Origin of the sequence: Burkholderia sp. HI2714 (assembly GCF_002223085.1) — a bacterium.
Lineage (GTDB): Bacteria > Pseudomonadota > Gammaproteobacteria > Burkholderiales > Burkholderiaceae > Burkholderia > Burkholderia lata_D.
In genome coordinates this window covers 99,157-116,736 of sequence record NZ_NKFM01000065.1, presented here as the reverse complement: position 1 = coordinate 116,736, position 17,580 = coordinate 99,157, and the positions used below count along the sequence as shown (strand labels likewise).

At 65.5% G+C, this 17,580-nt stretch carries 16 protein-coding genes and 1 pseudogene; 7 read left to right on the top strand and 10 right to left on the bottom strand.

Going from position 1 to position 17,580, the window contains the following annotated elements:
* Positions 1-259 precede the first annotated feature (259 nt).
* From CFB82_RS36085 to CFB82_RS36075, 3 genes are all read left to right on the top strand, one after another.
* Positions 260-1,225 carry an SDR family NAD(P)-dependent oxidoreductase gene (locus CFB82_RS36085; protein WP_089487151.1) on the top strand — a complete coding sequence of 322 codons (966 nt, stop codon included), beginning with the start codon at positions 260-262 and terminating at the stop codon, positions 1,223-1,225.
* Positions 1,226-1,492: 267 nt separating this feature from the next.
* Complete coding sequence (locus CFB82_RS36080; protein ID WP_089487150.1) at positions 1,493-2,710, top strand: acyl-CoA dehydrogenase family protein; 1,218 nt, start codon at positions 1,493-1,495, stop codon at positions 2,708-2,710.
* A 40-nt stretch (positions 2,711-2,750) separates the two neighbouring features.
* Entirely contained in the window at positions 2,751-4,112 is a 1,362-nt protein-coding gene (locus CFB82_RS36075) for an LLM class flavin-dependent oxidoreductase (protein ID WP_089487149.1), read from the top strand.
* A 2-nt stretch (positions 4,113-4,114) separates the two neighbouring features.
* On the opposite strand, the gene CFB82_RS36070 is transcribed toward CFB82_RS36075, so the two are convergent.
* The 4 genes from CFB82_RS36070 to CFB82_RS36055 all read right to left on the bottom strand — a co-directional run bounded on the left by CFB82_RS36070 (position 4,115) and on the right by CFB82_RS36055 (position 8,521).
* Complete coding sequence (locus CFB82_RS36070; protein ID WP_089487148.1) at positions 4,115-5,302, bottom strand: LLM class flavin-dependent oxidoreductase; 1,188 nt, start codon at positions 5,300-5,302, stop codon at positions 4,115-4,117.
* Positions 5,303-5,411: 109 nt separating this feature from the next.
* Positions 5,412-5,936 carry a c-type cytochrome gene (locus CFB82_RS36065; protein WP_089487147.1) on the bottom strand — a complete coding sequence of 175 codons (525 nt, stop codon included), beginning with the start codon at positions 5,934-5,936 and terminating at the stop codon, positions 5,412-5,414.
* Complete coding sequence (gene soxC / locus CFB82_RS36060) at positions 5,929-7,203, bottom strand: sulfite dehydrogenase (protein ID WP_089487146.1); 1,275 nt, start codon at positions 7,201-7,203, stop codon at positions 5,929-5,931. The genes CFB82_RS36065 and soxC overlap by 8 nt, the downstream gene beginning before the upstream one ends.
* Positions 7,204-7,336: 133 nt before the next feature.
* The gene (locus CFB82_RS36055) at positions 7,337-8,521 is read right to left on the bottom strand and encodes a porin (RefSeq protein WP_089487145.1); all 1,185 of its coding nucleotides are present in this window, start codon (positions 8,519-8,521) and stop codon (positions 7,337-7,339) included.
* On the opposite strand from CFB82_RS36055, the gene CFB82_RS36050 reads away from it, so the two are divergent.
* The 4 genes from CFB82_RS36050 to CFB82_RS36035 all read left to right on the top strand — a co-directional run bounded on the left by CFB82_RS36050 (position 8,520) and on the right by CFB82_RS36035 (position 11,748).
* Positions 8,520-8,885: a hypothetical protein gene (locus tag CFB82_RS36050; RefSeq protein WP_174944087.1), complete on the top strand. Its 366-nt coding sequence runs from the start codon at positions 8,520-8,522 to the stop codon at positions 8,883-8,885. The genes CFB82_RS36055 and CFB82_RS36050 overlap by 2 nt on opposite strands.
* Before the next feature lie 120 nt (positions 8,886-9,005).
* A complete protein-coding gene (locus CFB82_RS36045; RefSeq protein ID WP_089487143.1) occupies positions 9,006-9,350 on the top strand; it encodes a DUF3088 domain-containing protein in 345 nt (114 codons plus the stop codon).
* A 46-nt stretch (positions 9,351-9,396) separates the two neighbouring features.
* Complete coding sequence (locus tag CFB82_RS36040) at positions 9,397-10,395, top strand: ABC transporter substrate-binding protein (protein ID WP_089487142.1); 999 nt, start codon at positions 9,397-9,399, stop codon at positions 10,393-10,395.
* A gap of 231 nt (positions 10,396-10,626) precedes the next feature.
* Complete coding sequence (locus CFB82_RS36035) at positions 10,627-11,748, top strand: DUF2827 domain-containing protein (protein WP_089487141.1); 1,122 nt, start codon at positions 10,627-10,629, stop codon at positions 11,746-11,748.
* A gap of 316 nt (positions 11,749-12,064) precedes the next feature.
* Here the strand turns inward: CFB82_RS36035 and CFB82_RS36030 are convergent.
* From CFB82_RS36030 to CFB82_RS36005, 6 genes and pseudogenes are all read right to left on the bottom strand, one after another.
* Positions 12,065-12,284, bottom strand: a pseudogene (locus CFB82_RS36030) (IS3 family transposase); the annotation flags it as partial.
* 5 nt (positions 12,285-12,289) lie between these two features.
* Positions 12,290-13,699 carry a class II 3-deoxy-7-phosphoheptulonate synthase gene (locus tag CFB82_RS36025; protein WP_089487140.1) on the bottom strand — a complete coding sequence of 470 codons (1,410 nt, stop codon included), beginning with the start codon at positions 13,697-13,699 and terminating at the stop codon, positions 12,290-12,292.
* A gap of 81 nt (positions 13,700-13,780) precedes the next feature.
* Positions 13,781-14,824 carry an MDR family NADP-dependent oxidoreductase gene (locus tag CFB82_RS36020; protein ID WP_089487139.1) on the bottom strand — a complete coding sequence of 348 codons (1,044 nt, stop codon included), beginning with the start codon at positions 14,822-14,824 and terminating at the stop codon, positions 13,781-13,783.
* The gene (locus tag CFB82_RS36015) at positions 14,821-15,714 is read right to left on the bottom strand and encodes an SAM-dependent methyltransferase (protein ID WP_256990633.1); all 894 of its coding nucleotides are present in this window, start codon (positions 15,712-15,714) and stop codon (positions 14,821-14,823) included. The genes CFB82_RS36020 and CFB82_RS36015 overlap by 4 nt, the downstream gene beginning before the upstream one ends.
* Positions 15,687-16,397 carry a phenazine biosynthesis FMN-dependent oxidase PhzG gene (phzG, locus tag CFB82_RS36010; RefSeq protein ID WP_235986628.1) on the bottom strand — a complete coding sequence of 237 codons (711 nt, stop codon included), beginning with the start codon at positions 16,395-16,397 and terminating at the stop codon, positions 15,687-15,689. The genes CFB82_RS36015 and phzG overlap by 28 nt, the downstream gene beginning before the upstream one ends.
* Positions 16,363-17,571, bottom strand: coding sequence for a PhzF family phenazine biosynthesis protein (locus tag CFB82_RS36005; RefSeq protein WP_089487136.1), 1,209 nt, complete (start codon positions 17,569-17,571; stop codon positions 16,363-16,365). Before CFB82_RS36005 ends, phzG begins: the two co-directional genes overlap by 35 nt.
* Positions 17,572-17,580 lie beyond the last annotated feature (9 nt).

Here is a 17,580-nt window from a genome sequence, read left to right as displayed (position 1 = left end):
TACAGCCCGGAGCTCAATCGCATCGAGAAACTGTGGCACAAGATGAAATATGAGTGGCTGGCCTTCAAGGCGCGTGACATCCAAACCCTTGAAGAAGACGTCGATACGGTCCTTCAAGGATTCGGATCAAATTATAGATTTACTTTCTGTTGAGAGCTTATTGCATTCACAGTCCGGGGGCGTCGCCGGAGAATGGCTTCGTGCAGTGACGCGGCCGACAGGCGGGCGCGTGCTTCACGCATCGTTCCAGGAGCCTTCGATGACGACCAGGCAACACCCCCTTCATTCCGGATTCGGCGCCGCATCGACGGCAAGCGACGTACTGGCCGGTCTTGACCTTCACGGCAAGACCGCGATCGTCACGGGCGGCCATTCGGGTCTCGGCCTGGAAACGACGCGCGCACTGGCGGAAGCCGGTGCGACTGTCATCGTCGGCGCACGGAGCATCGATGCCGCGCGCGAAGCAACGCGTGGCATCGACGGTGTGGAGGTTGCGGCGCTCGACCTCGCCGATCTCGCGAGCGTAGCGGCATTCGCGGCGCGGTTCGTCGAGGCGCGCCGCGACGTGGACATCGTCATCAACAGCGCGGGCGTCATGGCGTGTCCGGAGACGCGTGTCGGCGATGGCCGCGAAGCGCAGATGGCCGTCAACCATCTTGGGCACTACGCGCTCGTCAACGGATTGTGGCCCGTGCTCGCGCAGGGAGACGGCGCCCGCGTGGTCGCGGTGTCGTCGCTCGGGCATCGGCTGTCACCGATTCGCTGGGATGACGTTCAGTTCGCGCACGGCTACGACAAATGGCTGGCGTACGGGCAGTCGAAGACCGCCAACGCGCTGTTCGCGGTGCAGCTCGACGTGCTCGGCACACCGTTTGGCGTGCGCGCCTATTCCCTGCATCCGGGCAAGATCGCAACACCTCTGCAGCGTCATCTGACGCGCGAAGAGATGATGGCGCAGGGCTGGGTGGACGAGCACGGCGTGCCGATCGATCCGACCTTCAAGACGCCTGCCCAAGGGGCGGCAACCCAGGTCTGGGCCGCAACGTCGCCGCGCCTTGCCGGGATCGGCGGGGTCTATTGCGAGGATTGCGACGTCGCGGTTGTCACGCAGGGAAACGAGGAGTCGGGCGTGCGGCCGCATGCGATCGATCCGGAGCAGGCGGCACGTCTGTGGGCGTGGTCCGCGGAGCAGACCGGGATCGATGCCTTTGCGGCGCGGCGCTGACACCGGGGCGCTCATGGCGGAATGCACCGGCAAAGACAAGATCTCGCGGCCGGTGCGGGATCCCGCGCGGCCGCTTATCCGCGGGGCGGGCGACACGCGACGCGCATCTCCGCGATCAATCCCGGCGCGTGCATAACGTAAGCTGAAATCGGTTTTTCGCGCGCGTCAGTTGCGTCCCTATACTTTGCGATGCTGCGCAGGTAGCGGTTCGCGAAGGCCGCGATCGCGCTGCGCAGCGCCCGATCTTCCCGAACAAGGACTTGCCGAATGACTGCCCGTGATGCCGTCGATCCGCGCGACACGTTGCGCGACGCGCTTGCCGCGCTACCCGATCTCGCGAATGCGATTGGGCAGGATGCCGCGCAACGCGAGGCGCGTCGCGAACTGCCGTTCGATGGGTTTGCGATCTTCCGCCGCTCGGCGCTGGGCGTGCTGCGGATTCCGGTTGAACGCGGCGGCCTCGGCGGCACGCTGGTCGATCTGTTCGACACGATCACGACGCTGGCCGCCGCCGATTCGAATCTCGCGCACGCGCTGCGGATCCACTACGACCAGATCGAGACGCTGCGGCTATCGCCGCGCACGCCGTTCAACGACGTGCAGCTCGAGCGGGCGCTGGCCGGCGCGATCTTCGGCGGCGCGTCAACCGAGCGCGGCACGTCGCGGCCCGGCGAGAACACCACCGTGCTGCGCCGGGACGGCGATCACTATCGCGTGACGGGCCGCAAATACTATTCGACCGGCACCGCGTTTGCCGATTTCGCGCGCATCAACGTGGAGAACGAGCAGGGCGACGCGGTCGCCGTGATCATTCCCGTCGCGCGGGACGGCGTGCAGGTGCTCGACGACTGGGACGGCATGGGCCAACGCATGACCGCGAGCGGCAGCCTGCTGCTGAACGACGTGCAGGTGTTCGCGGATGAAGTCGCCGCGCGCGACGGCTCGACGCTCGTCGGCCGCCATTGCGGCGCGCTGCGGCAGCTGCATCTCGTCGCGACGGGTGCGGGCATCGTGCGCAACGTGGTTGCGGATGCGCGCCGTTACGTGCTCGCGCACGGCCGCCCGGTGCTGCACAGCCCGGCGCCGACCGCGCGCGACGATCATTTCATCCAGCAGGTCGTCGGCGAGCTGTCCGCGCACAGCCACGCGATCGACGGGCTCGTGCGCGAAAACGCGCGGACGCTCGACCGTTCCGCCGACGCGATCGAAGCCGGCGACGCCGATGCGCATGCCCTTGTGCTCGACAGCGCGCTCGCAACGGCACGCACGCAGCTCATCGTCAGCAAGCTTGCGCTGCATGCGGCGGAGCGGCTGTTCGAAGTCGGCGGCGCGTCGGCGACGGCGCGCGAACACAACCTCGACCGGCACTGGCGCAACCTGCGCACGATCTTCAGCCACAACCCGCTGCTGCACAAGGCGCGCGTGATCGGCGACTACGAGCTGAACGGCGTGACGACACACCTGACCGAAGGCCGCGTGTTCTGACCTGGCCGCGCGCGGCCCTCTTTTCTGGAAACCCGTCCCGATGACGACCCGCACCGGATACCTGCATCTCGGCGCATTCCTGTACCCGACCGGCCATCACATCGCCGCGTGGCGCCATCCCGGTTCGCAGGCCGACGCAGGCGTCGATTTTCGCCACTACGTACGGCTTGCCCAGGCGGCCGAGGCCGCGAAATTCGATCTCGTGTTTCTTGCCGACGGCGTGGGCACGCGCGGAGACGACGTCGAGTTCCTGAGTCGCACCGCGCACAGCTACATCGCACAATTCGAGCCGCTGACGCTGCTGTCGGCGCTCGCGGCCGTCACCGGGCGGATCGGCCTCGTCGGCACCGCGTCGACGAGTTTCAACGAGCCGTTCCACATCGCGCGCAAGTTCGCATCGCTCGACCACATCAGCGGCGGTCGAGCGGGCTGGAACCTCGTCACGTCGTCGAGTGAGCACGAGGCACGCAATTTCAATCGCGACGCGCATTTCGACCACGCCGAACGCTATGCGCGTGCGGAGGAGTTCGCGGATGTCGTGCGTGGCCTCTGGGATAGCTGGGGCGACGATGCGTTCGTGCGCGATCGCGCATCGGGCCGCTTCTTCGATCCGAACAAGCGCCACGTGCTCGACCATCGCGGCCGCTTCTTCCAGGTGCGCGGGCCCTTGAATGTCGCGCGGCCGCCGCAGGGACACCCGGTCGTCGTGCAGGCCGGTTCGTCGCCGGCGGGTACTCGGCTGGCCGCGCGCACGGCCGAGGTGATCTTCACCGCGCAGCAGACGCTCGACGACGCGGTCGCGTTTTATGCGGACGTGAAGGGCCAGCTCGCGGCGTTCGGCCGCGATCCCGATACGCTGAAGATCATGCCTGGCGTGTTTCCGGTGGTGGGCCGTACCGAAAGCGAAGCGAGGGAGAAATTCGACGCGTTGCAGTCGTTGATCGACCCGACGGTCGGGCTCGCGCTCGTATCGGGCCTCACCGGTGGCTTCGACCTGTCCGCGTATCCGCTCGACGGTCCGATTCCGCCGCTGCCGGAGACGAACGCCAGCAAGAGCCGGCAGGCACTGACGATCGAGCTCGCGCGCCGCGAAAACCTGACGATCCGCGAACTCTATTTGCGTGTCGCAGGCGCGGGCGGCCACTGGCAGCTCGTCGGCACGCCGGAACAGATCGTCGACCAGCTCGAAGAGCGCTTCGTGCGTTACGGCGCGGACGGCTACAACGTGATGGCGCCGACGTTGCCCGGTGGCCTCGACGATTTCATCGCGCTGGTGCTGCCCGAGTTGCGCCGCCGCGGGCTGTTTCGCAACGACTATGCGGGCCATACGCTGCGCGAGCATCTGGGGCTGCGGCGGCCCGTACGCGACGACACCACCGCCCGTACCGAAACGGCCGCTTGACGTCAGCGCCGCAAACCTGCGGCGCGCAGTAGCGGCAGCACGCGCTCACCAAAGAAGTCGAGATCGGGATTGAAGTCGTAGAAGCTCAGCTGGATGCCGTCGATGCCTGCGCGATGCAGCCGCACGATCGTATCGGCGACTTCCTCGGGCGAGCCCGTGATCGAGATATTGCCGCCGATCGCGCGCGCGGCCGCCTGGGAGCGCTGGTCGAAGCCGCCGCGCCACGCATGCGCATCGCTGTCGAAGCGATGAAAGCTGCCTTCATCCGCGTGCGCGACGATTGCATCGCGGTACGCGCGCGCTTCGGCTGCCGTTTCGCGGCAGATCACGAGCGGGTTGAGCAGCGTGCGGATTGTCCGGCCGCGCGCAGCAGCAGCGACCTTCACGCGTGCGGTATGCGCGGGCAGGGCGTCGAGCGCGCGTTCGGCATCCGGGCCAGCCGGGCTCGTGACGAATACGATGTCCGAATAGCGTGCCGCGAAATCGATGCCCGCATCGGAGCCCGTCGCGTTGATCAGCAGCGGGCGACCGTAGCGCGGCTTCGGCGTCACGAATGCGCCGCCCAGCCGCCAGCTCGACAGCGCCGGCGTGTAGCTGAAATTGTCCGGTTGCGCCCACAACTGCTGGACCGCCTCAAGAAATTCGGCGGCCATTTCGTAGCGCCGGTCGTGTTCGATCCGGTTCCAGCCGAACATCTCGTGCTCGATTGCGCGGTGGCCGGTCACGACGTTGATGCCCCAGCGCCCGCGCGAGATGTGATCGAGCGTCGCGGTGAACTTCGCGAAATGCAGCGGATGCCATGGCCCGTAGAGCACGTGGCTCGTCGCGACGAGGATGATCCGTTCGGTACGCGCGGTCAGCGCGGCCAGCGTCATGAACGAGTCGAGCGCCTGGCCGTCGAACACCCCGCCGTAACCGCCTTTCGGCAGCCACTGCGACAGCGCGAACACGAGATCGAAGCCGAGGGCCTCCGCGCGCGCGACCAGGTCGGCGTTGTAGTCGAAGGTCCAGTCGGTCGTGCGCGGCAGCGTCGACGCGCTCCAGCCGCCGGCCTGGATCGGCAGGAACAGCCCGAGCATCAGCGGCTGCGCGAGGACGCGCGACACCGGGCTGTCGGGGAAATCCGCCGGTGAGCGAACGTCGACGAACGGCGACGGCGCGACCGCAGCGGCGAGGGAAGTGTCGCTCATGAAGACTTCCTTGCGGGTTGGACAGGGTCCGGACGACAACGCGACGCACGTGCAGTGGCGAATCGCCCGGGTGTCATGCACGATGTGCCTGCGCGTGGTTCGAGCCGCGTCATAGCGTGCCGGGCCTAGGATCGGACACGAACCCGTCGCGGTTCGGCATCCGCACGCGTGGCAGCGTGCGCGCGTCGAACCGTGCATCGCCGGGCACGATGCCATTCAGATGGAGGACATACGCGGTGACCGCATAGACTTCGTCCGCGCTCAGCGATTGCGGCGCGTTGTACGGCATCGCGCGGCGGATGTAGTCGAACAGCGTCGTCGCGTACGGCCAGTAGCTGCCGACCGTCTTTTTCGGCTTGGCGCTCGTGAGCGAGCCGATGCCGCCGACGAGCGGATCGCCGACGCCGCCTTCGCCGCCGGCGCCGTGGCACATCGCGCATTTGTCCGCGAACACGTGAGCGCCGCGCGCGACCGTGCCCGAGCCGGGCGGCAGGCCGCTGCCGTCGGGCGCGACGTCGATGTCCCACGCCGCGAGCGCCGCACGGTCGACCGGCTGGCCTAGACCGTAGCCTGCGCCGAATGCGCTCGGGACGCCCAGGGACGCGACGAGCAGGCAGGCAAGCGGTTTACGCATTGCGCACCTCGCCGTCCGCGCCGACGCGCCAGTTCTGGATGCCGTTGTAGTGGTACTGCGAGTTGACGCCGCGGGCGACGACGAGCGCCTCGCGGGTTGGCTGCACATAGCCGGTGTCGTCGGTGGCGCGGCTTTGCAGGTCCGCCGGCTCGCCGCTCCAGATCCAGTCGGCTTCGAAGCGCGTCAGCGCGCGATCGCGCACGTCGCCAGCGAGTCGCGCGGGCCGCCATGTGCGGCCGCCGTCGGTCGAGACGTCGACCGCGCGAATCCGGCCGCGTCCCGACCACGCGCAGCCGCCGATCGGGTGATAGCCGTGCGCGGCGAGCCGATGGCCGGCCGACGGCCGTGTGATGACCGACTTCGCATCCATCTCGAACACGAACTGGCGGGCGCAGCCGTCAGGCAGCAGGTTCGTGTATTTCGACGTTTCCTCGCGCGTCATCTCCGGCGCGCGCACCAGCTTCAGCCGCCGCAGCCACTTGATATTCGTGTTGCCTTCGAAACCCGGCACGATCAGCCGTACCGGATAACCGTTCTCGGCGCGCAGCCGTTCGCCATTCTGCGCATAGACGACGAGCGCGCGCTCGAGGATCCGGTCAAGCGGCAGGCTGCGCGTCATTGCCGCACCGTCGGCGCCTTCGGCGAGCAGCCAGCGCGCGTCCGGATCGATGCCGGTTTCGTCGAGCAGCGTCGACAGCCGGACGCCCGTCCATTCGCAGCACGACAGCAGCCCATGCGTGAACTGAACGGGCAGCCCGCTCGGGCCGTTCCATTCGCTGCCGGTGTTGCCCGAACATTCGAGGAAGTGGATCCGCGACTCGGACGGAAAGCGCAGCAGGTCGTCGATCGTGAACACGCGCGGCTCGCGCACGAGGCCGTGCACGACGATGCGATGACGCTGCGCATCGATCTCCGGCACGCCCGCATGATGACGCTCGTAGACGAGGCCGTTCGGCGTGATGTCGCCGAACAGGTCGGCGAGCGGCGTCATCGACGAGCCAGAGCCGGGCAATGCCGGCGTGCGGGCACTGCGGCGGATCACGTCGCGTTCGTGCGGCCCCGGCACGCCGTAGGGTGGCGACAGTAGCGGCGCACCCGGTCCGCGTGTCCATGGCGGCACGTCGAGCGGAGAGAGCGGGGCGAGCGGCTGGCTCGCCAGCGCGCCGCGGGCAGGCAGCATCGCTGCCGCCCATCCGCCGGCGAGCCGGCGCAGTGCTGCGCGCCGGCTGCTGCGCGGTGGATGGGGCGGGAAACGGGAGTCGGTCATGGTCGAATGCGTATCGTGCGCCGGGGCAGCACGCGGGGAATCGCCCATTCTCGACAACCGGGCTCGGCGCGACAAACAACGATTCCCGCTTTGCTTATCACACCACGCCGCACCGCGCCCGATACACGCGCCGTCAGAACTTCACGCGCAGCCCCGTGACGAACGCGACCTGGCGGTTCGTCGACGACGCGCTGCCGATGTTCGAGATCGCCGCGATCTTGCGATAGCCGCCCGACGTTGCCGTGCTCGCGTCGCCGGCCGCGAGCTGGTAGATGCCGGACAGGTAGATATCGGTGCGTTTCGACAGCGCGTAGTCGAACCCGAGCGTGAACTGGTGCCAGCGCGGTTTCAGCGTCTGGCCGCTGGTGCCCGGCAGGCCGCTCGCGCGCCCGTCGGTGAACGTGTAGACGCCGATCAGCGTGGCCGCCGGCGTGAGCTGGTAACGCGCGTTCACGTCGTAGTTGTTGAACTTGCGCGACGAGCCGTCGAGGTAGTCAAGCTGCGTGTGGCTCCACGCGAAGCCCAGCGTCGCACGGCCGAGCGCGTAGTTCGCACCGGCCACGCCGATCTGCTGCTTGAGCACGCCGCCGTTCAGTCCGTAGAAGAATCCGCCGCTGTAATCGTTGCCGGTGGTGGAGGTCGCACCGCCCACCGCGCCGCTCGTATTCGACGTCGAATTCGGATGATTGATGCGGACATAGCCGGCGCCCACCGACAACGGTCCGTTCACGTAGTTCGCCGACGCCCCCCACGCGTTGTTGTTCGAGAATCCGGTGCCCGCGCCGCCGTTGGCCTGGTTGCTGAACGCATAGAGCAGGTCGGCCGTGAAGCCGGCGATCGTGTCGCTGCGGAACTTCACCGCGTTGTTCAGCCGGAAGCTCTGGTTCATGTTGTCGTTGTCGCCCACGTGCGTGGCCGGCGACCAGAAGCCGGACCCCGAGTACTGCGCAACGAGGTCGGTGATCGGCTCGTACTGACGGCCGAAGGTCAGCGTGCCGAGCCCCTTGCTGGCGAGTCCCACGTATGCGGAGCGGCCGAACAGGCGGCCGCCCTGGCCGAGCCCGCCGTCGCTCGGCCGGAATCCGCTTTCGAGCGTGAAGACCGCCTGCACGCCGCCGCCGAGATCTTCCACGCCTTTCAGGCCCCAGCGGCTGCCGCTCAGCTTGCCGCTCGTCTGCTGGATGTTGCTCGCGCCACCCTGATTGTTCGTGTAGGCGAAACCGGCATCGACGACGCCGTACAACGTGACCGAACTCTGCGCATGCGCGCTGACCGAACCGATCGAAACCAAACCCAGGACTACCGATTTTTTGATCATGACTATCCTCTGTTTTTATGGGTACCTCTGCGAGGATCACGATCCTATTGACGACGGCGGTGCCGGCGAACGGTCGATCCGTGGTTTGCAAATCGCCGCGCGGCCGATTTGCAATGTGTGTTGCCGCAAACCCGGCATGTGCGCCGTGATCGCGTCCGGTACCCATGCTGTGACGAACGCATCGCGCGAACGGCGAACGTCGAGCCCCGGATACACGCGGGCGCCGTCATATCGATCGATGAAATCGTTCGATGTGCGCAATACCTGCGGCCCGGCGCGCGATGTTTTTACGCAACGCCCACTGTGCGGCGCTTGCCCGATGCGCTACGTGCGGCCGCATATCGATTCCGCAAAACGTTGGTAGGGCCGTGCGACGCATGACGGTAGAGTCGGGCATCCGGCCTCGGGCCGGCATGCTCCGGGAACGGAAGGGCGCCCAAGCGCATTCATCCCGGCTGGACAACGAACACGGGAGCCGTCTGTCATGAGTCACGATGTGCTGTTTCTGCTGGAACCGGGCTTTGCCGATCCGAAGCATCCGGGCCAGCGCTTCGTCTGCCCGCATGGACTGTCGATCGAGGGGCTGCTGGCGAGCGCGCCCGATCACGCGGGTCGAATCGACGTGAAACGCGTCAGCTTCGAGCGGCCGCGGCACGCGGTGATCGACGCGCTCGACGATGCGCACCAGGGGCTGCCGGTCCTCGTGCTCGGCCGCGACCAGCCAGCGCCGGACGACGCGCGAACGCTCGGCGATGTGCGCTTCGTCACCGACGCGCGCCGCATCCTCGAACTGCTGGCCGAGCGCCACGGATTTCCGGTGCTGCATTGACGCGGCGTTTCTCACTTTCCGTTTGATCGACCGACAGGAGTATCCGATGTCGTCAATTTCGGCGGCACGTCGCCGTTTGCTGCTTGCCGGTGCCGCGGTGGCGGCGGCGCCATGGGCCGCGAAGGCCGCGTCCGCCACGCCCGCGATCAACACCGATCTCGCCGGCACCACGTTGCGCGTCGCAACCTACAAGGGCGGCTGGCGCGCGCTGTTGCAGGCGGCGGGGCTGGCCGACACACCGTACCGGATTGACTGGCGCGAGCTGAACAACGGCGTGCTGCACATCGAGGCGCTCAACGCGGATGCGCTCGACATCGGTTCGGGCAGCGAAATTCCGGCCGTGTTCGCCGCGCGACAGAAGGCCAACGTGCGGCTCATCACCCGCGTGCGCGAAGACCTGAACAACCAGGTCACGCTCGCGCGCAAGGACACGCCGATCCGCGGCATCGCGGACCTGAAGGGCAAGCGTGTCGGGTACGTGCGTGCGACGACGTCTCACTACTTCCTGTATCGCCAGCTCAAGGAGGCCGGCCTGAGCTTCGACGATATCCAGCCGATCAACCTGTCGCCGATCGATGGCTTGTCCGCCTACGATCGCGGCGACATCGACGCATGGGCGATCTACGGCTACAACGGCCAGCTCGCGCGCAATCGCTACGGTGCGCGCGTGCTGAAGACGGGGAAGGGCTATCTGTCGGGCAACTTTCCGGTCTATGCGAACCCGCGCACGCTCGACGATGCGCGCCGTCGCGCGGCGACGGGCGATCTGCTGCTGCGATTCCGGCGCGCGTATGCGTGGGCGAACGGGCATTTCCGCGACTATGCGCTCGTGCAGAACAGCGAGACGCGCGTGCCGGTTGCCGATCTCGTCGCGATGTTCGACCAGCGCAGCGAAGACTACGCGCTGCTGCCGGTGACACCCGACGTGGTGGCGCAGCATCAGCAGGTCGCGGATGTGTTCGCGCGGATCGGCGTGCTGGATGGGCCGGCCAATGTGGCGCCGCTGTGGGATACGTCGTTCAACGCGCTGGTCGCGGCGACGTGAGCGACGGCAATGAGAGGGCGCCCAATCATTCGCACGTTGGCAGGCATTCAAGCTATTTGACAAACGTCCCGGGTAGGAGCCCATTTTTGATGGCGCCAACCGTCGCGGCCCGAGGAAGCAGGGTCAACCATGCCGAGCCGCATGTCACATTTTGACAGTTCTTGACAGCTCGAGACCAGTGCAGCGCTATGATCTAACTCTTTATTGGATGGGCATCCTGGAGAACCCCCCATGAGTTTGGCGCGCTCACTCAGCATCGGTATCACAATTGGCCTTCACCACGCGGCAGAGAGTCTCTGGGTCAACGGCATCAAGCAGAACGCCTTGTATCTGATGAAGCTCTTTCAACATTCGCCTCTTGGCCACCAGGTAACCCTCGTCAACACCACGAACGTCAAGATCACGTCGGAACTTCCGTGGGATACCACGCAGTATCCGATACGCTCGTTCGACGATGCGAAAGACTCGCTCGATGTCCTGATCGAACTCGGGGGACAAATTGACCAGCAGCAAACCGCGTATCTGCAGGCACGCGGTACAAAAGTCGTGAGCTATTGCTGCGGCCCGGAATACGTGCACATGATGCAGGCCATGATTTTCGGCAGACGGCATGCGGAAACCGTATTCATCAACCAACGTTATGATCAAGTGTGGATCATCCCGCAAGTTGTCGATACCAGCGCGAGCTACTTCAGCGTATTACGGCGCCAGCCGGTTCGTGAAGTCCCGTTCGTCTGGGACCCGATGTGCATCGAAGAGCGGTCGGCAGCGCTCCCGCATCGCGGCGAGTATCGTCCAACGGGCCAACCGAAGCGCCTCTCCATCATGGAGCCGAATATCGACGTTACGAAGTTTTGCCTCTATCCACTCTTGATCGCAGAACTGGGCTATCGAAAATTTGGCGAAAGGATATCTTATGTGCACGCGACGAACACGGAGCATCTTGCAAAAAACAGCCCCGAATTTATTGGCATCGCGCACCACCTGGACCTTGTGCGCGATTCAAAGGTAAGCTTCGTCGGTTATTACAGCACCCCTCAGTTTCTTTCAGAATACACCGATATCGTAATATCCCATCAATCAGGGCTCGCGCTGAACTACTTCTATTTCGATGTTTGCTGGAACGGGTATGCGTTGATTCATAATGCATTTCTCTGTCGCGAGCTTGGTTATTTTTATAATGAACAGGATGTGGAGGAGGGTGCTCTGCAACTCGGGCAGGCAATGGATACGCACGATGAAAAATGGGTCGACTACAAGAATCGCCAGCGCGAATTTATCGGTGGATTCTTGTCGACAAATTCGAGGCAGATCGAATCATATGACCGACTGCTGATCGGTCTTTTTGAATAGATTCACGATATTTCATTGTGAGGTCGAATAAGTCGTTGACTGAGGCGAGTGAACGCTTGCCGATACAACTGCATGGACCTTGTACCACGGCGTGTCGCGATGGCTGTCGGACCAACGCTCATCGCGTGCAGCCGACAGCAATACCCATACGAGCCGCCCAAATGCTCCAGTGAGGTGGCCGGTCCTGTATCCATGGCAATCAGCGAATATCATTCATTTGACATAATATGTATGATCACATTTTTCCGTTGTAGTAGCTTTTTAGAAATGTCGTGTTCGGGGGTGCGGCGGAATTCTTGGACTGGTTTATGTCGTCCAGCCCGAGGCTCTCCCGGTATTCAATCGGACTGAGTGCGCCAAGCGAGATCTTGATCCGTTTCTCGTTGTACCAACGAATGTACGAGTCAACGACCTCAATGAACTGGTCGGTGCTGACGGTCTGCCAGTCCCGAGAGTAAAACAGTTCCGTTTTCAGCCGTCCAGAAGCCTTCTCACGCTGCGTTGTCGGGCAAGCAGCCCTTGCCAGCCTCACGCCGCCCCGCTACGCATACGCCAATTCCCACTTGGCGCCGATTTCGGCAACCCGCGTCATACCCAACTTGCGCACGATCAGCATCGCGATCTCCAGCGACTGCTCATAGTTCAACCTCGGATCGACCGTCGACTTGTAAGCGCGGGCCAAATCGGCCTCAGTCAGATTGCGCGCGCCGCCCAGGCATTCGGTCACGTCCTCCCCGGTCAGCTCCAGATGCACGCCGCCCAGATGCGTGCCGCAGGCGGCATGAATGTCGAAGGCCGCCTCGAGCTCGGCATGGATGTTCTCGAAGCGCCGCGTCTTCACGCCGCCCGGGGTCGTTTCGCCGTTGCCGTGCATCGGATCGCAGCACCACAAGACACGCCGGCCCTCGGCCTTGACGGCATGCAGATGCTTCGGCAACTCCGCTTCGATCTTCGCCGCGCCCATGCGCGTGATGAGCGTCAACCGGCCGGCCTCGTTCGTGGCGTTCAGCGCGTTGATCGTGCGCAGCAACTGGTCGGTGCTCACCCCGGGCCCGACTTTCAGGCCGATAGGATTGCGGATACCGGAGCAGTATTCGATATGCGCGCCATCCAGCTGCGCGGTGCGCATGCCGATCCACGGAAAATGCGTCGACAGGTTGAACCAGCCCCAATGCCGCGACACTTGCCGTGCCATCGCCTCTTCGTAGTTCAACAGCAGAACCTCATGCGACGTATAGAAATCGACTCTCGCATCGCTGCCGGCGGGCTCGCCCGCGAGCGCCTCCATGAAGCGCAGCGATTCGCCGATCGAGTGCGTCATCTTGCGATACTCGTCATAAAGCGGCGAATGCGACGCCCAGGCCAGATCCCAATGTTCGGAGTGGCGCAGATCGGCAAAACCGGCATCGCTCAGCGCGCGCACGAAATTCATCGTCAGCGCCGATTTGGAATGCGCCTCGAGCAGGCGCTTCGGGTCGGGCTCGCGCGCGTCTTTCGTAAAAGCGCTGGCGTTGACGATGTCGCCGCGGTAGCAAGGCAGCGTCACACCGTCGCGCGTTTCGGTATTCGCCGAGCGCGGCTTCGCGTACTGGCCGGCAAAGCGGCCGACCCGAACTACCGGCAGCATCAAGCCATACACGAGCACCAGGCTCATCTGCATCAGCACTTTGAGCCGATTGGCGATGATCGGCGCCGTGCAATCGTCGAAGCTTTCCGCGCAGTCGCCGCCCTGCAGCAAGAAGCATCGTCCCGCCGCAGCGTCCGCGAGCTTGCGTTTGAGCGTCAGCACTTCCCATGCGGTGACGAGCGGCGGCAGTGCCTGCAACTGCGTCAGGGCGCGATCGAGCGCCGCCGCATCGCGATAAACCGGTTGCTGCAGCGCCGGCTTCGTCTTCCAGGAAGCGGGCGTCCAATTCGCGGCGACGCGCGCCGAAGAAGGATTGCATTCCACAGTTCCACTCCCATAACGAAATGCTGCCGATCGAGCGGGTGTCGTCGCCTGGCATGCAAGCGACGCCCACGCTCCGCACCGTTACAGCTTGACGAGCACCGTGCCCAGATAACGTCCGCTGGACGTGTCGCACAACGCGCTCGGCGCGTCATCGAGGCCGTCGATCACCGTATGCGGGAACGCGATCTCGCCGGCGCGCAGCCACTGCGCGAAACGCTCGAACCATTCGCCCTTCGCCTCCGGATTGTCGTCGGCGCTATAGCCCCGCATCGTGATCCTCTTGAGGAGAAATTGAACGGTATCGATTTCGGCGGGCGCGGTTCGACCCGTTCCCGTCGCGGCAAGCTGGCCCGACAGCGCGCCGAGGATCAGGAAGCGCGCCCGTTCGCGGGCGGCCGTGACGGCCGCCTGTAATTGCTCGCCGCCGACCGAATCGATCAGGACGTCGATGCCGCCCTGCGCCGCTTCGAGCAACTGCTCTGCGAACGGCGTGCTGTCGCCACGCATGACGGCGGCGTCATATCCAAGCTCGGAGATGAGGCGTCGTGCCTTGTCACGCGAACTCGTGCTGCCGATCACGCGCCCCGCTCCCAGCCGCCGCGCGATCTGTCCGGCCATCGCGCCGATCGCACCGGCCGCGCTCGTGACGAACACCGTGTCGCCCGGACGGATCGGCACGCCGCGCGTCAACGCCGCGTAGGCGGTCCAGCCGTGCCCCAGGTAGCCGAGGTAGCCGGCGGGCTCCGGCAGCGCCTCGCCGACGCGCTGGCAGCCCCATGCGGGCACCACCGCGTAGTCTCGCCAGCCGTGGAAGTGCGTGACGATGTCGCCGGACGACAAACCGCTGCCGGCGGGCGCGCTCACCACCTCGCCGAGCGCTTCGCCCATCAGCGCGTCACCCGCCGACAAGCACGGAAACGGCACACCGGGCACGTCTTCCGCGCCTTCGCTGATCATCGCGCGCAAGGAAGCCGAGACCAGGAAATAGCGATTGCGCACCAGCACGTCGCCCGAGCCGGCCGCCGGCGCGGCGGCGGTGACGATTTCGAAATCGTCCGGTGTCGGCAGGCCTTTCAGCTTCGCCTTCAAGCGCACCTCGCGCCGCATGGGAATCGACCGATTCATGATCCGCTCCCGCCGGGCGCCGAGCGTGTCGATGAGGCGAACCAGCCCGCCGGGATGCGCGCGACGCTGCGGCCGTGGGCGATCGTCGGGTCGTCCGAGGCATGCACGGTCGCTGTCCAGCCGTATCGGCCGAGCCAGTCGCGCACATCGTCGCGGGACGAGAGCCAACGAGCGCCCTGCGATTCGACGCGCGCCCGGGCTTCCTTGCCCTCGTCGCTCATCATACGCGCGGCGAGATGCTCGAGCATGAGCGCGCTGCCCGGCGCCGACAGGTCGGCCACCTGACGGATCAGCGCATCGCAGTCCGTGTCGCGCAGATACATCAACAGCCCTTCGATGAGCCAGATCGTGGGCTTGGCGGGATCGAAGCCGGCCGCGCGCAACGGGCTCGCCCAATCCGAGGTCAGATCGGCGACGAGCGGCCGCCAATCGCACTGCACCGGCAACCCGGACTGCTTCATGAGCTCACGCTTGAAGGCGATGATGTCGTCGAGATCGAGCTCGAACCAGCGCGTGCCGAACGGACACGCCAGGCGCGCCACGCGGCCGTCCATGCCGGCGGCCAGCGTGACGACCTGCCGTATTCCGCGGCTCAGGTTCGCGAGAATGGCATCGTCGAAGTAGCGTGTGCGGACGACGAAATATTGCGGAAAGTTCGCGCGCCGCGCGACTTCGCTGACGTGCTCATGCGTCGGCGTGCCGGCCAGGTGGTCGATCAGCGCTGCGGCGAACGGATCGTGAAACAAGGCATCCGGGCGCTGGCCTTCGGCATGACGTTGCCAGGCGATGAACAGTGCGGTTTGGCCGACGCCAACCGGAATATCGAAAGTAGACACAGGCAAGTTCCTTATCCGCAAGAGAATCAAGGTTGGAGTTGGGTGGTTTTCCAATCGTCGCCATCGCGTTCGTATCTGAGGCGCCGGTGAAGCCGGTCGGAGCTGGCGGCCCAGAATTCCATCTCGTGAGGCTCGAGCCGATAGCCGACGAAGCGCGGCGGCCGCGGCAACGCGACGCCGAGCGCGAGCAACTCGGCGGCGTGCGCGAGCAGCGCTTCGCGGTCGACGAGCTCGTCGCTCTGGTGCGAGGCGCTCGACATCGCGTGCATCGGCACCGAGCGTCCGAACCAGAGCTTGTCGTTCTCGCTTTCCTCGAGCGGAACCGCCTGGCCGGAAATCATGATCTGCTGCCCGGTTTCGCGCCAATACAGCAAGCCCGAGGCCCAGCCCGTCTCCATGAGTTCGCGTCCTTTGCGGCTCGTCGAATGCGTGCAGAAGATCACGCCGCGGTCGTCGATCGAGGAGAACGCGATGATGCGAGAAGAGATGCGTCCGTCGGACGTGGCGGTCGCGAGCGCGAGCGCCTTGGGCTCGCGGACGCCCGCTTCATCGGCCGTCGCGAGCCAGCGCTTGAGCAGCGTGATCGGCTCGGACGGCGGGTCGTCATATTCGGGGAACAGGACATCGACGCGTCCGGTGAGGCTTTCGAATCGACTGGTGTTCATGGCAATGTTTTCGTGATGGCAAAAGACGGGGGCGACGCTAGACGCCCAGGCGGCCGCGCGCGACGACGACACCGTGACCGCTGACCTCGACCGCCTCGATGCCGTGCGCCGAGCCGTTCACCAGCGCATGCATGTGCGAGGGGCGCTTGATCTCGACGCCTTGGAGAAGATGCAGCGGCTCGCCCCACGAAATCAGTCCGTGGCGGGCAAGATGAATGGCGATGGGACCGGCGGCGGAGCCCGTCGCCGCATCCTCCACGACGCCGTAGGCCGGCGAGAACATCCGGCAGCGCCAGTGGTCGCCCGCTGGGGCCAGGCACATGGCCGACATATCCTCGAACTCGGCCAACGCGCGATGGTCCGGATGCACGTCGGAAAGCGCGGAGGCGTCGGGTACCGTGACGAACACGTGGCGCGGGCCGTTTCGATAGGCCTCCACGGGCAACACGGACGCTTCGACGCCGAGCGCGTCGAGCAGACGCTCGGCCCGATCAAAGCGCGTCCACGTCGGGATCGGCTGCTGCATGGTGACGTAAGCCTCGCCGGGCGCATCGGATCGCACATCGAACGGCACGAGCCCCATGCCCGTCTCGAACACGAAGCGATCCTGCGCCTTGACGTGCCTGAGTGCCACGGCCGTGCCCAGCAGCGGATGGCCTGCGAACGGCAGCTCGTTGACCGGCGTAAAGATGCGCACGTGCACGTCGCCGCCCTGCTTCGGCGGCATCACGAACACCACTTCCGACAGGTTCATTTCACGGGCGATCCGCTGCATGCGCTCCGCCGGCAGCGGATCGTCGACCAGGAAGACGGCAACCGGATTGCCTTCGAGCGGTGTGCGCGTGAAGGCGTCAACGACGATGTAGTCGATTGGATGCGACGCATGGATCGGCGCCGCCGCGTGTGCATTCGCGTGCGATGCCGCCGGCTCGAGCGCGCGCATGCGCGCCGCGATCTCACCGCTCGCGGCGCTTGCCTCCACCGAGAAGCGCAAGCGCTCGGCAACCGGCAAGCCGATCAGCGTCTGAGCGTCGTTCGGTGGCAATAGATGCGCGGGCGGACGCTCGCCGTCCCAGAGCATGATCGCGCCCCAGCGATTCTTGTCGTCGTCGGCGATCCAATGTTTCTCGCGCAAGCCCGGCACGTTCGACCAGCGCGCGAGGGTGCTGTCGTCCACACGCGCCTTCAGCGATTCGATGCTCTGTTCGGAACCGTCGAGGTTCCACCAAACGATGTCGACAATCATGAAACGCGT